Origin of the sequence: Ferrovum sp. JA12 (genome assembly GCF_001431705.1) — a bacterium.
Classification (GTDB): Bacteria; Pseudomonadota; Gammaproteobacteria; order Burkholderiales; family Ferrovaceae; genus PN-J185.
In genome coordinates this window covers 948,528-962,267 of sequence record NZ_LJWX01000002.1, presented here as the reverse complement: position 1 = coordinate 962,267, position 13,740 = coordinate 948,528, and the positions used below count along the sequence as shown (strand labels likewise).

Genomic DNA, 13,740 nt, shown 5'->3' with positions numbered 1-13,740 from the left:
CTGGAGGTGATGAAACAAACACACAAGGAGAGTATAGTTTTAGGTACTTGAAGTAGAGGGTATCTGAGGTTATAGGATCAAGCGAATAAGTGCATGTGGTGGATGCCTAGGCGATTACAGGCGAAGAAAGACGTGGTAGCCTGCGAGAAGCTCCGGGGAGCTGGCAAACGAGCATTGATCCGGAGATGTCTGAATGGGGAAACCCACCCGCGAGGGTACCTATGACTGAATACATAGGTCATAAGGAGCGAACCTGCTGAACTGAAACATCTAAGTAGGCAGAGGAAAAGAAATCAACCGAGATTCCCGTAGTAGTGGCGAGCGAACCGGGAAGAGCCTGCAACATTTAGCCGAACATTTAGCGGAACGGAATGGAAAGTCCGACCATAGTGGGTGATAGTCCCGTACGCGAAGGATGATTGGTGGAACTGGGGTTGCGACAAGTAGGGCGGGACACGTGGAATCCTGTCTGAAGATGGGGGGACCATCCTCCAAGGCTAAATACTCGTAATCGACCGATAGTGAACCAGTACCGTGAGGGAAAGGCGAAAAGAACCCCGGGAGGGGAGTGAAATAGATCCTGAAACCGCATGCATACAAACAGTGGGAGCCCTGTAAGGGGTGACTGCGTACCTTTTGTATAATGGGTCAGCGACTTACATTCTGTGGCGAGCTTAACCGAATAGGGGAGGCGTAGCGAAAGCGAGTCTGAAAAGGGCGAATAGTCGCAGGGTGTAGACCCGAAACCAGATGAGCTATTCATGGCCAGGTTGAAGGCAGGGTAATACCTGTTGGAGGACCGAACCCACTAGTGTTGAAAAACTAGGGGATGAGCTGTGGATAGGGGTGAAAGGCTTAACAAATCTGGAAATAGCTGGTTCTCTCCGAAAACTATTTAGGTAGTGCCTCACGTATCACTTCTGGGGGTAGAGCACTGTTTTGGCTAGGGGGTCGTTTAGATCTACCAACCCAAGGCAAACTCCGAATACCGGAAAGTGCGAGCGTGGGAGACAGACATCGGGTGCTAACGTCCGGTGTCAAGAGGGAAACAACCCAGACCCTCAGCTAAGGTCCCCAAGACATGGTTAAGTGGAGAACGAAGTGGGAAGGCGAAGACAGTCAGGAAGTTGGCTTAGAAGCAGCCATCCTTTAAAGAAAGCGTAATAGCTCACTGATCGAGTCGTCCTGCGCGGAAGATGTAACGGGGCTCAAACCATGCACCGAAGCTAGGGATATCAGTAATGATATGGTAGGAGAGCGTTCAGTAGGCCTGAGAAGGTGAGGTGTGAACCTTGCTGGAGGTATCTGAAGTGCGAATGCTGACATGAGTAGCGATAAAGCGGGTGAAAAGCCCGCTCGCCGAAAACCCAAGGTTTCCTGCGCAACGTTCATCGGCGCAGGGTGAGTCGGCCCCTAAGGCGAGGCTGAGAAGCGTAGCTGATGGGAAATCGGTTAATATTCCGATACCTTGATGAAATGCGAAGGGGGGACGGAGAAGGTTAGGCAAGCCGGGTGTTGGATGTCCTGGTTTAAGCGTGTAGGCAGATCTCTTAGGCAAATCCGGGAGGTTAATGTCGAGGCGTGATGACGAGTAGTTTTAGACTATGAAGTTGCTGATACCAAGCTTCCAAGAAAAGCCTCTAAGCGATAGTTTCATGAAGACCGTACCGCAAACCGACACAGGTGGGTAGGATGAGAATTCTAAGGCGCTTGAGAGAACTCGGGTGAAGGAACTCGGCAAATTAGCACCGTAACTTCGGGATAAGGTGCGCCCCGATGATGTGAAGGTCCTTGCGACTGGAGCAGTAAGGGGTTGCAGTGAAATGGTGGCTGCGACTGTTTAATAAAAACACAGCACTCTGCAAACACGAAAGTGGACGTATAGGGTGTGACGCCTGCCCGGTGCTGGAAGGTTAAGTGATGGGGTGCAAGCTCTTGATCGAAGCCCCAGTAAACGGCGGCCGTAACTATAACGGTCCTAAGGTAGCGAAATTCCTTGTCGGGTAAGTTCCGACCCGCACGAATGGCGTAACGATGGCCACACTGTCTCCACCCGAGACTCAGCGAAGTTGAAGTGTTTGTGAAGATGCAATCTCCCCGCTGCTAGACGGAAAGACCCCATGCACCTTTACTGTAGCTTTACATTGGACTTTGATGAGATTTGTGTAGGATAGGTGGGAGGCGTTGAGAGCATGCCGCTAGGTGTGCTGGAGCCGACCTTGAAATACCACCCTGATGTTATTGAGGTTCTAACCTAGGTCCATTAACTGGATCGGGGACCGTGTATGGTAGGCAGTTTGACTGGGGCGGTCTCCTCCCAAAGAGTAACGGAGGAGTGCGAAGGTATCCTAGGTACGGTCGGACATCGTACTGATAGTGCAATGGCATAAGGATGCTTAACTGCGAGACTGACAAGTCGAGCAGGTGCGAAAGCAGGTCATAGTGATCCGGTGGTTCTGAATGGAAGGGCCATCGCTCAACGGATAAAAGGTACGCTGGGGATAACAGGCTGATTCCTCCCAAGAGTTCATATCGACGGGGGAGTTTGGCACCTCGATGTCGGCTCATCACATCCTGGGGCTGTAGCCGGTCCCAAGGGTATGGCTGTTCGCCATTTAAAGTGGTACGTGAGCTGGGTTTAAAACGTCGTGAGACAGTTTGGTCCCTATCTGCAGTGGGCGTTGGAAGTTTGAGGGGGGCTGCTCCTAGTACGAGAGGACCGGAGTGGACGAACCTCTGGTGTACCGGTTATGACGCCAGTCGTATTGCCGGGTAGCTAAGTTCGGAAGAGATAACCGCTGAAAGCATCTAAGCGGGAAACTTGCCTCAAGATGAGACTTCCCTGAGGGTATAACCCTCCTAAAGGTTCGTTCGAGACCAGGACGTTGATAGGTCGGATGTGGAAGCGCAGTAATGTGTTAAGCTAACCGATACTAATTGACCGTGAGGCTTGATCCTATAATCACAGATATCTGTGTGAATTTACCTAATATTTACTTCTTCTTGGTAGTTAAAGTCACCGACTCAGCTTTGTTTGGCGGCTATAGCGTCTTGGACCCACCCCTTCCCATCTCGAACAGGGACGTGAAACGAGACTGCGCCGATGATAGTGTGGATTACCCATGCGAAAGTAGGTCACCGCCAGACTCCCTTCATCAAAAAACCCCTATCAAGGGGTTTTTTAGTTTCAGTTACTCATCAACGAGCTTAATTAATAGGATTCACGACGTAGTGTTCTTTCTGTTGAAGATAAACAACTTCGGCAAAGCCTGAAGGTACGATATCTGACTCTTTAACATCGTATAAGTCGTGATAGTCGCGCCCCTGTTCTTTTAAAGAGTTATTACATACCTCAAACTGTACATCTTCTTTTTTTAAAGCTGCGATTTTTGTTGCTATCTTGTCATTGGGGTGATCTAGCAAAGTAACTCCTTTTGCATAAAGTATAACCACAGTTTTTAAATGTCCCTTCCATTCCTTAGTGGCTTTTATGGCGTTTTCTATATTTCTTAATTTCATCCCTTGGATGGCTGGATTATCTGTGGTTAATGGAACGACTACTTTTAACTCTCCATAATCGTGATGGTGAATAATAGGTTTTACATAGTGTGATGTTGATTCTTCTGCCAAGGCAGGATTGATTGTTATCGTTGATAATGCTAAGAAGCCTGTAAGAATTGTTTTTTTAATCATGGTGATAACTCCTTATGGTTAATGAGTTTGTCGGTACGCTTCAAATCCATATTCTTTAAAGATGGATAATGCTTTTTGAGATTGTAAGAATTCTATCCAGAGTTGTGCCGCTTCTGGATGAAGGTTGCCTTTTACAGTTGTTGCAGCATAGATAGCTCGCGTATTAACTTGACTCGGTAACGATATATAACTAATTGGATTGCCTATTTTCTCTTGAAATATGGCTTCAGATTGCCATGTTACTCCTGCGTCTGCCTTCTTTTCCAATAAAGTAAGTGGGGTTTGTCGGTGATGGATATGGGTGAGGGTGGTTTCACCATTGTTAACTTTGGTGCCATAGACAGATTGTTTTAGTTGCTCCCCACCTGCTTTAACCAAACTTTTTTCAATTTGTTGAGCTATCCCTTCAAATTGTGGATTGGGCATCACAAGTTTAATCCCTGGTTGTGCGAGATCAGTGAGAGATAAAATATGTTTTGGGTTGTTTTTAGGTACCATAATTGCTAATGTGTTTGTCACATAAGGAACAGCCTTACCATTACTACGACCCTCTTTAATCAGTTGCTCCACGCGTCTTAGACCTGCAGCATAAACATCTGCTTGTACTTGCCAGGTCATGTTTCCGACAGTGATGACTCCGTGCTGTTCGATTTGTTTATATAGCAATCCTGGTGGCAGAGTTTCATAATAAATTCTCCCCTCAAATTGAGGGTGCTCTTTGACAAACTCCTCTACCAAAGGCGCCATAACAAAGAAGTAATTACCTCCTAGAAATATATTGAGTGCTGAATGAAAAGGATCACCATGAATATCAGGAAGGTTGTCCACTTCGGGAACAGTGATCTCAAGGCCTCTTTGTTTTACCGGATTATTTTTACCGTGACTCCAGGGTGGATAAAAATCATCGTTTGCATACGTATTGCTACTCAACAAACATAAGGTAATAATAAGAATAGTGATGAGTGATCTCTTTGATGTGTTTACGTTATTGATCAATTGAGCTAATGAGTTATTCATCATGGATATCCTTATTAACTATTAATATCGGGCATCTTGAGGTTTGCCACCATTTGGCCAATCTTTGACTTTCTTGGCAAAGTCTGGACGTGATTGATGTGTGAAATACTGCGCCACATCAACAGCATCTTGGTCCGAGAGCCCACCTTGTCCTAGTGGGAAATTCATATTATTTGAGATAGGCATATCATGTTTAACAAAGGCTGCTGCAGTGTAGGTTCTACTCATACCAGCACCGATATTAAATGATCTTTTTCCCCAAACAGGAGGAAAATAGTAATGACCATCTTTGGCTTTCAATCCAGCGCCATCCTTACCATGACAGATAGCACATTTTTCTTGGTAAACAGTTTTACCATGGGCTTCGTTAGCAATGAGTGAGTACATTTTTTTACCTATCCCTCTACCAGGAATAACTTCTTTGGGCGCTACGGGAGACTTCATGGCATCAATAAAAGCCACCATAGCATTCAGTTCCACAGAGTTTTTATCTAACGCTTTACCGTTCATTGAGCGTTGCATGCAACCATTTAAGCGATCTTTAAAGTCAATAATTTTTCCTGAACGGGGTCGGTAACTTGGAAATACTGAGGTTAACCCTATATAGGGTGCTGCCATCTCCACCGTTCCAGCATTCAAATGGCAACTGGTACAGTTGAGATCATTCCCCACATGACTGGGTAATTGTTGAGCGGTATGCAGCATCATAGACATTCCTTGAATTAACTGAGCGCTATTTGGACGATCTAGCATGTCAGCAAAACGCGGTGTATGAAAACGAGTTGTCGTAGGCTGCGTAAGTGGTAATTGTTGGCGAATGGTAGCCACATCCTCTTCACGAACTCCTTGCCCATGATTACCCCAATTTGTTCTTATAAAGGTCAGGATTTCAGCGATCTCCTTGTCAGTTAGTTGTTGAAAAGCTGGCATGGCAAACCCCCTATCATCAGTATGAGTTTTGGGGGCGTAGGAGCCTGTCAATAACACATGAATCAAGGAGGTGGGATTATCGGATAAGAGAGAGGTGTTGTTCTTAAGTGTAGGGAAGTAATGTGTGACTCCTTGTCCATCCTCTTGATGGCAGGCTGAGCAAAATTGAATATAGCCTAGTCCTCCTCGAGTTTGATAAAGCGCTTTTTTATCATTTTTGTTTGTAGTTGGAAAGCTGGATGCGCTTGAAGGAGTTAGGCTCGCTAAATACTCACCCACAGCAGCTAGATCATTGTCAGATAAATATTGAGTACTATGATGGACAACCTCAGACATCGTGCCATAAGCCGTCCCATATTGATTTTGGCCGGTTTTTAAGAATTCAGCGAATTGATTACTAGTCCAATGGTTTTTTAAATTCACCGCATGCCAATTTTCAATAGTATTACCAGATAGATAAAACCGTCCTGTGTCACCCATGGCAGACAGTGTTTTCTCTTCCATGCCATATCCTCTTGGAGTGTGACAAGAGCCACAGTGACCTAATCCTTGTACAAGATAAGCACCGCGATTCCATTGGCTAGATTGAGTGTTGTCATCCTGATAAATCCCTTTATCGAGAAAGAGTTGGTTCCATACGGCAATCCCTGCCCGAATATTAAAGGGAAAACGTAATTGATTCTGTTTTTCCCTAGCGTGAATAGGTTTCACTCCTTTCATGAAATAGCTGTAGAGTGCTTGCATATCCTCATCAGTGAGTTTGGCAAAGCTTGTATAGGGCATAGCAGGATACAAATGCTCCCTATCAGGAGTAATCCCCTCTCTTAGGGCTTTCGCAAAATCTTGGTAAGTATATTTACCAATTCCCGTTTCAGGGTCAGGGGTGATATTGGTGGAGTAGAGTTTGCCAAAGGGAGTAGTAAACATGACTCCTCCAGCCATGGGCTCATTCTCACGACTGGTGTGGCAGGCCACACAGTCGCCTAGGCGAGCGAGGTATGCGCCTTTTTTAATGACGTTCTTGCTATCTTGTGAATCCTCTGCAGAAGAATTCATACTAGTAAGTAAACTAGTTAATAAAACGAGACAGAGGAATAGGAATCGATGTGTCATGGCAAGCTCTCTCTAGAATTAATTTTTTTATGGTTTTTTTCTATTAAACCTGATTTTTTAATTTGATTAATTAATTATTTATCGATATTGTATTAATTAAATTAATGCATTAGAGGTGTTAAGTGACATTAACCTTACGGCAATTACAATTGTTCCTAGCAGTATCACGCACACAAAGTGCCACAAAAGCAGCAGAGCAGGTGGCTTTGTCGCAGTCGGCTGTAAGTATTGCAATTGGCGAATTAGAAAGACATGTTGGCGTTGCTTTATTTGATCGGGTTGGTCGTAAATTAGTATTAAACAATAACGGTCGTTTATTTTTACCACGTGTACAGACGCTAATGGCTCAATTAAAAGATTTAACCTATCTTTTTAAGGACAAAAATTCATTCTCTTTATGCCTTGGTGCAAGCTTAACTATCGGAAATTATTTATTACCTCGATTGCTTGCTCAATATTGGAAAAAAAATAATATTGTCTTAGGGGATAGTGCTCCTCAATCACAAATAATGATAGATAGCACTCTCAGAATTGTTGATAAAGTAGTAAATTTTGAAGTGGATTGTGGTTTGGTCGAAGGGGTTTCACATCGAACAGATTTAAACATTATTCCTTGGATGACAGATCAATTACTCTTGGTATGTTCTCCCCAGCATCCAATAATGAAAGGGACTCACACACGTAAAAGAATTTCACGTTCACGATTAACTGATACCAATTGGCTAATTCGTGAACAAGGATCTGGAACCCGTGAAATTCTTGAACAAAATCTATTTCCTCATCTCCAAACCATTCGTAGTAGTCTTGAGTTCAGTGACCATGAAGCAATTAAACATGCGGCTGTAGAAGGACTGGGAGTGGCGTGTTTGTCGCGTTTTGTGGTGGAGGATAGGCTCCTTTCAGGTCAATTGGTTGAATTAAATGTAGATCTTCCCCCGTTGCAACGCTTTTTCTATATTTTACTCAATCGTCATCGAACAGTGACTCCAGCAACCGAGAGACTACTTGAATTTTTAATACACTCAGGTGAGAAGTCGATGAAACAGAGTGTATAACAATTATATGTTGTATTGAGACATCTCAATGGTGTAATGCCTATCATCGACGCCCGTTAACGTTGCGAGACCTCCTATGGGGAGTGTGTATTTATCACGCACATGACCAAATGGAAAGTTTTCTATAATGGGTAGAGACAGTTTGTTCCTTAAATAATGAATGACTTGAGTAAGGGAATAATTGGTGGCTGAGCGATCTGTGGCTACACAACGATTAAATTGACATAGTAATAGAGCGCTTTGTTTTTGAAGAATCCCTGCATGATAGAGTTGCATAAGCATACGTTCAATTTGATAGGGTTCTTCATTGACTTCTTCAATGAATAAAATTCCTCCTTCAACAGCAGGCAGATACGGCGTGCCCGTTAAATGAGTGAGAATAGATAAGTTGCCTCCCCACAAAGACCCCTGTAACGGTCGATCGAGATACTTGAGTGTTTTTTCATGATCAGCTTCAGCACTGTTTTTATCAAATAGTGCGAAACGCTCGCTCATGAAATGGGATGAAGTTAAGACAGACTTGAAGACGGATTCAAGATAAGGACTGATATTGTCATGCCCCATATCAGGTACTAGCATAGGTCCTTGAAAACTGATAAAGCGGGCTTTGGCGAGTAATGCAAGATTGAGTGCTGTCATATCACTAAAACCAATAATAGGTTTTTGTGATTGAGCGATGAGCTCATAATCGATATTTTCTAACAGTCGTGTTAATCCATAGCCACCGCGTGCAGCCATTATGGCATCTACTTTATTGTTGCAGATTAACGAATGTAAATCCTCCAAGCGCTCTCTATCTGTTCCTGAAAAATACTCACTTTGTCCTCTTGTATGAGTCCCTTCAATAACACCGAATCCACGATTGATTAAGTATTGCTCCGCATAATCCAGTTTATTGGTTTTAGTAATAAAACCCGACGGGGCACACACACCAAAAGTGGCCTGTGTGCTAATACGCTTGGGTAGACGGTAATTCATTATGTTCGTGACGATTGGGCGTCAACCACAGCTAAGGCGGTCATATTAATAATGCGACGCACTGTTGCTGTGGGAGTGAGAATATGTGCAGGAGCATTGATACCTAAGAGTATTGGACCTACCGTCACATTATCACCAATGACGCGTACCAGGTTATAGGCGATATTGGCTGCATCGAGCGTTGGCATGACCAATAAATTAGCTCGTCCAGTGAGTTTTGATCCAGGCATCACATTATGACGAATTTCATCTGACATGGCAGCATCAGCATGCATTTCGCCATCAATTTCTAGCTTGGGTAGACGCTGTCTAATGATCGCTAACGCTTCACGCATTTTTATTGCAGAGTCTGTGTCATAACTACCATAGGAGGAATGCGATAGCATGGCAACACGGGGCACAATACCAAAACGTTGTACTTCTTCAGCAGCAAGGCTCACAATATCAGCCAGTTCGTGTGCAGTTGGATTAGGATTAACATAAGTATCACAAACGAAGAATGTGCCTTTGGGGTTGAGTAACATATTCATTGCAGCTGCTGTAGAGACATCTTGTTTTAAGCCTAATACATTTTGAACATAATAAAGGTGCTCTGCATAGCGCCCAATACAACCACAAATTAATCCATCAGCCTCACCTCTTTTTACCATTAACGCTGAGGTAAGAGTGGGCTCACGGTACACCTCATGCTTAGCAAGGTTAGGCGTGACACCTTTACGTTCCATCATGTGATGATAGAGCTGCCAATATTCACGATAACGAGGATCTGAATTGATATTAACCATTTCAAAATCTTTGTTTTCGGTCAGACGCAAACCAAGACGTTTGATACGCATACTTATCACTTCAGGGCGACCCACTAAAATGGGTCGGGCTAAGCGCTCGTCACAGATGGTTTGCACAGCCTGCAGAATGCGCTCGTCCTCCCCCTCAGAGAAAACAATTCTTTTGGGAGCTGTTTTGGCTTTAGCGAACACTGGGCGCATCACCAGATTGGAGTGATACACAAATTGATTTAAGCGTTCACGGTAGGCGGCCATATCAGTGATAGGGCTCGTGGCTACCCCGCTTTCCATGGCGGCTTGAGCCACGGCTGAAGCAATTTTAATAATCAAACGTGGATCAAAAGGCTTAGGGATTAAATATTCTGGGCCAAAACTTAAGTTTTGATTACCATAAGCCTCTGCCACAATATCTGAGGGCTCTGCACGGGCAAGGCTTGCTATAGCCTGAACAGCAGCGATTTTCATGGGTTCATTAATGGTTGTTGCCCCCACATCTAAGGCCCCACGGAAAATGAAGGGAAAACATAATACGTTATTAACTTGATTTGGATAATCAGAACGTCCTGTGGCAACAATAGCGTCATCACGTACTGCACGGACTTGATCAGGGTGAATTTCTGGTTCTGGGTTGGCGAGAGCCAAAATTAATGGTTTATTGGCCATCACTTTAACCATCTCAGGTTTTAATACTCCACCTGCAGACAGGCCTAAAAAGATATCAGCCCCACCAATCACTTCAGAGAGGGTTCTCGCACTGGTGTCCTGACAATAGCGCTCTTTGTTGGGATCCATCAATTCTTTGCGTCCCGTATAAACCACCCCAGCTAAGTCGGTTACGTAAATGTTATGATGCGGTATTCCCAAAGCCACTAACATGTCAAGGCAAGATAAGGCAGCAGCCCCAGCGCCAGAGGTGACAAGCTTCACTTCATTAATTTTTTTGCCCACTACTTCAAGACCATTTAAGACGGCGGCCCCGACAATAATTGCAGTACCGTGTTGGTCATCATGAAAAACGGGGATTTTCATGCGCTCGCGCAGTCTGCGTTCAACCTCAAAACATTCTGGCGCTTTAATATCTTCTAAGTTAATACCGCCAAAAGTGGGTTCGAGTGCGGCAATTGCATCAACCAACTTATCCACATTGGTTTCATTGAGTTCAATATCAAAGCAATCAATGCCGGCAAATTTTTTAAATAGAACAGCCTTGCCTTCCATGACAGGTTTTGCGGCAAGGGGGCCAATGGCACCAAGTCCCAGCACTGCTGTACCATTGGTGACCACTCCCACGAGATTGGCTCTTGATGTTAAATGACGAACCTGCGAGGGGTCTTCCACGATGGCCTCACAAGCTGCAGCTACCCCTGGGCTATAGGCTAGGGCTAGGTCAGCTTGGGTGGTCATGGGTTTTGTAGCGGCTATTTCGATTTTACCGGGGGTGGGAAGGCGATGGTAGTCCAGTGCGTTTTTTCTTAAATCATCAAGCATATTGTCCTCATGTATGAAAAAGAGTCTTTTTTGTGGCTTTTTATGACTCCAATACATGCTATGTTAAACTCTTATATCTTTTTAGGCGAGGTACTTTTGCATGTCAGGGAACACCCTTGGTCGGTTATTTTGTGTGACATCTTTTGGCGAAAGTCATGGCCCAGCCATTGGCTGTGTGGTAGATGGCTGTCCCCCGGGCTTAATGATCAGTGAGGCAGATATTCAGCAAGAGCTCGATCGCCGAAAACCTGGTACCTCAAGACATGTGACCCAACGACGGGAAACCGATGCGGTGGAAATTCTATCAGGAGTATTTGAGGGGAAAACCACCGGTACACCCATTGCACTCCTAATCCGCAATATTGATCAACGAAGCCAAGACTATAACAACATAGCAGGAGCTTTTCGTCCGGGTCATGCGGATTATACTTACTTACAAAAATATGGTATCCGCGATCATCGAGGTGGGGGGCGTTCCTCAGCCCGTGAGACGGCCGTTCGAGTGGCCGCTGGGGCCATTGCTAAAAAATGGTTATTGGAGCGTTATGGTGTGGTCATCAAGGGATACCTTGCAGAGCTGGGCTCTACCGTGATTCCTTTTCAAGACTGGCAGGCGGTTGATCAGAATCCTTTTTTTGCAGCCAATATGGCGATGGTTCCACAGTTAGAGTCGCAAATGGATGCCTTAAGAAAGTCAGGGGACTCTATTGGTGCGCGCATTAACGTGGTGGCCTCCCAGGTGCCCGTGGGCTGGGGCGAGCCTGTTTATGATCGGTTGGATGCGGATATTGCTTATGCGTTGATGAGTATCAACGCCGTCAAGGGGGTTGAAATTGGGGCAGGCTTTAGAAGTATTGGTCAGCGTGGGACAGAACATGGTGATGAAATGACTCCAGAAGGATTTAAGAGTAATCATGCCGGGGGAGTGTTAGGGGGTATCTCTACAGGTCAGGATATTGAGGCCAGTATTGCGATTAAACCAACTTCTAGTATCCGCCTCGTGCGCCAAAGTATTGACGTGTCCGGTGAGAGCCGTGAGGTGGCTACCACTGGCCGTCATGATCCTTGTGTGGGGATCAGGGCAACGCCCATTGCTGAGGCGATGCTAGCTATTGTCTTGATGGATCATGCTCTAAGACATCGTGGGCAAAATGCTGATGTAAGACCTCCTTTTGCACCCATTGCCGGTAGTCTCCCCGACTAGGCTCTGTTCGATCTTTTCTGGCTGTGTCATAATTTAAGGTCTTAACGAGGCATTAAATGATGAAACCAATAACCTTATACGAAAAGCTCTGGCGTTCCCATGTAGTCCGCGAAGAGGCGGATGGCACAGCACTCATTTATATTGATCGACATCTGGTGCATGAGGTCACAAGCCCCCAGGCCTTTGAAGGTCTGAAGCTGGCTAACCGTTCTTTGTGGCGAGTGAACTCAATTCTGGCTACCGCTGATCACAATACGCCCACCACCTCAGATGAGGTGATCGCCGATCCCATCTCAAGGTTGCAGGTGGATACTCTGGATAAAAATTGTGCACAACACCACATTACAGAGTTTCCCATGGGCGATCCTCGGCAGGGTATTGTTCATGTTATAGGTCCTGAGCAGGGGGCGACACTGCCCGGCATGACGGTGGTATGTGGTGATTCACACACCAGCACCCACGGCGCTTTTGCCGCACTTGCCATGGGTATAGGAACTTCTGAAGTTGAACATGTCATGGCCACTCAAACCTTGATTACTAAACGTGCTAAAACTATGCGTGTTTCAGTGGAAGGAGCTTTGGGTCAAGGCGTCACCGCCAAGGATATGGCTCTCGCTATTATTGGTCACATTGGTACCGCTGGAGGGACCGGTTTTGCCATTGAATTTGCCGGTTCTGCTATTCGCTCTTTGAGTATGGAAGGGCGTATGACTTTATGTAATATGGCTATTGAAGCAGGGGCCCGTGCTGGGATGGTGGCCGTGGATGAGACCACGCTCAATTACATCAAGGGGCGACCCTTCGCTCCAGTGGGAGATCTTTGGCAAAGAGCTGTGAGTTATTGGCAAACTTTGGTAAGTGACGAAGAGGCTCTGTTTGATAAGGAGGTGACTCTTCAAGCTGAGCACATTGAGCCCTTAGTTACCTGGGGAACTTCGCCAGAAATGGTGGTATCCATTAATGCCACCATACCGGACCCTAAGGATGAGAAGGATCCTATTCGTCGTGAGGGGATGGAGCGCGCTTTGCGCTACATGAATTTACCCGCAGGGCAACCTATTACCTCCATTTCAATTGATAAAGTTTTCATTGGTTCATGCACCAATTCACGTATCGAAGATTTACGTTCTGCCGCGCAGGTGCTAACAGGAAAAAAAATTGCCTCCAATATTAAGCTGGCCCTCGTTGTTCCAGGCTCAGGACTTGTTAAAGCCCAAGCTGAGCAAGAAGGCTTGGATGTAATTTTCAAAGAGGCTGGATTTGAATGGCGTAACCCAGGTTGCTCCATGTGCTTGGGTATGAATGATGATCGGCTTTCGCCGGGAGAGCGATGTGCCTCCACTTCAAACCGTAATTTTGAGGGCCGTCAGGGAGCAGGTAGTAGAACCCATTTGGTTAGTCCCCAGATGGCGGCAGCGGCAGCGCTGGCGGGCCACTTTGCCGATGTTAGAGCATTGATTAAATAAAGGAAGAATTC

Annotated in this window: 8 protein-coding genes and 2 rRNA genes; 5 read left to right on the top strand and 5 right to left on the bottom strand. The window is 45.5% G+C overall.

Going from position 1 to position 13,740, the window contains the following annotated elements; all coding sequences use genetic code 11:
- Positions 1-75 precede the first annotated feature (75 nt).
- Positions 76-2,958: ribosomal RNA gene (locus tag FERRO_RS09535) — 23S ribosomal RNA — on the top strand.
- 75 nt (positions 2,959-3,033) lie between these two features.
- Positions 3,034-3,147: ribosomal RNA gene (rrf, locus tag FERRO_RS09530) — 5S ribosomal RNA — on the top strand.
- 60 nt (positions 3,148-3,207) lie between these two features.
- Here rrf and FERRO_RS09525 read toward each other — a convergent pair.
- From FERRO_RS09525 to FERRO_RS09515, 3 genes are read right to left on the bottom strand one after another with little or no spacing between them, the layout of a single operon-like run.
- The gene (locus tag FERRO_RS09525; protein WP_056930610.1) at positions 3,208-3,693 is read right to left on the bottom strand and encodes a DsrE family protein; all 486 of its coding nucleotides are present in this window, start codon (positions 3,691-3,693) and stop codon (positions 3,208-3,210) included.
- Between the two features lie 18 nt (positions 3,694-3,711).
- Positions 3,712-4,713, bottom strand: coding sequence for a substrate-binding domain-containing protein (locus FERRO_RS09520; protein WP_082601276.1), 1,002 nt, complete (start codon positions 4,711-4,713; stop codon positions 3,712-3,714).
- Between the two features lie 18 nt (positions 4,714-4,731).
- Entirely contained in the window at positions 4,732-6,696 is a 1,965-nt protein-coding gene (locus FERRO_RS09515; RefSeq protein ID WP_204374823.1) for a c-type cytochrome, read from the bottom strand.
- 179 nt (positions 6,697-6,875) lie between these two features.
- Between FERRO_RS09515 and FERRO_RS09510 the strand changes: the two genes are divergently transcribed.
- Positions 6,876-7,808 carry a LysR substrate-binding domain-containing protein gene (locus tag FERRO_RS09510; protein ID WP_082601275.1) on the top strand — a complete coding sequence of 311 codons (933 nt, stop codon included), beginning with the start codon at positions 6,876-6,878 and terminating at the stop codon, positions 7,806-7,808.
- Between the two features lie 3 nt (positions 7,809-7,811).
- Here the strand turns inward: FERRO_RS09510 and FERRO_RS09505 are convergent, their stop codons facing one another.
- Both FERRO_RS09505 and FERRO_RS09500 read right to left on the bottom strand, forming a co-directional pair.
- Positions 7,812-8,786, bottom strand: coding sequence for a S66 peptidase family protein (locus tag FERRO_RS09505; protein ID WP_056930607.1), 975 nt, complete (start codon positions 8,784-8,786; stop codon positions 7,812-7,814).
- Entirely contained in the window at positions 8,786-11,059 is a 2,274-nt protein-coding gene (locus tag FERRO_RS09500) for an NADP-dependent malic enzyme (RefSeq protein ID WP_056930668.1), read from the bottom strand. Before FERRO_RS09500 ends, FERRO_RS09505 begins: the two co-directional genes overlap by 1 nt.
- Before the next feature lie 100 nt (positions 11,060-11,159).
- On the opposite strand from FERRO_RS09500, the gene aroC reads away from it, so the two are divergent.
- Both aroC and leuC read left to right on the top strand, forming a co-directional pair.
- Positions 11,160-12,263: a chorismate synthase gene (gene aroC, locus FERRO_RS09495; RefSeq protein WP_056930606.1), complete on the top strand. Its 1,104-nt coding sequence runs from the start codon at positions 11,160-11,162 to the stop codon at positions 12,261-12,263.
- 59 nt (positions 12,264-12,322) lie between these two features.
- Entirely contained in the window at positions 12,323-13,729 is a 1,407-nt protein-coding gene (gene leuC / locus FERRO_RS09490; RefSeq protein WP_152975751.1) for a 3-isopropylmalate dehydratase large subunit, read from the top strand.
- The last annotated feature ends 11 nt before the right edge of the window (positions 13,730-13,740 follow it).

What these genes read in the sequence shown, in the direction of transcription:
- FERRO_RS09515 (WP_204374823.1), bottom strand. Translation starts at nt 6,696, where the DNA reads ATGAATTCTTCTGCAGAGGATTCACAAGATAGCAAGAACGTCATTAAA.
- FERRO_RS09525 (WP_056930610.1), bottom strand. Translation starts at nt 3,693, where the DNA reads ATGATTAAAAAAACAATTCTTACAGGCTTCTTAGCATTATCAACGATA.
- FERRO_RS09505 (WP_056930607.1), bottom strand. Translation starts at nt 8,786, where the DNA reads ATGAATTACCGTCTACCCAAGCGTATTAGCACACAGGCCACTTTTGGT.
- FERRO_RS09500 (WP_056930668.1), bottom strand. Translation starts at nt 11,059, where the DNA reads ATGCTTGATGATTTAAGAAAAAACGCACTGGACTACCATCGCCTTCCC.
- aroC (WP_056930606.1), top strand. Translation starts at nt 11,160, where the DNA reads ATGTCAGGGAACACCCTTGGTCGGTTATTTTGTGTGACATCTTTTGGC.
- FERRO_RS09520 (WP_082601276.1), bottom strand. Translation starts at nt 4,713, where the DNA reads ATGATGAATAACTCATTAGCTCAATTGATCAATAACGTAAACACATCA.
- leuC (WP_152975751.1), top strand. Translation starts at nt 12,323, where the DNA reads ATGAAACCAATAACCTTATACGAAAAGCTCTGGCGTTCCCATGTAGTC.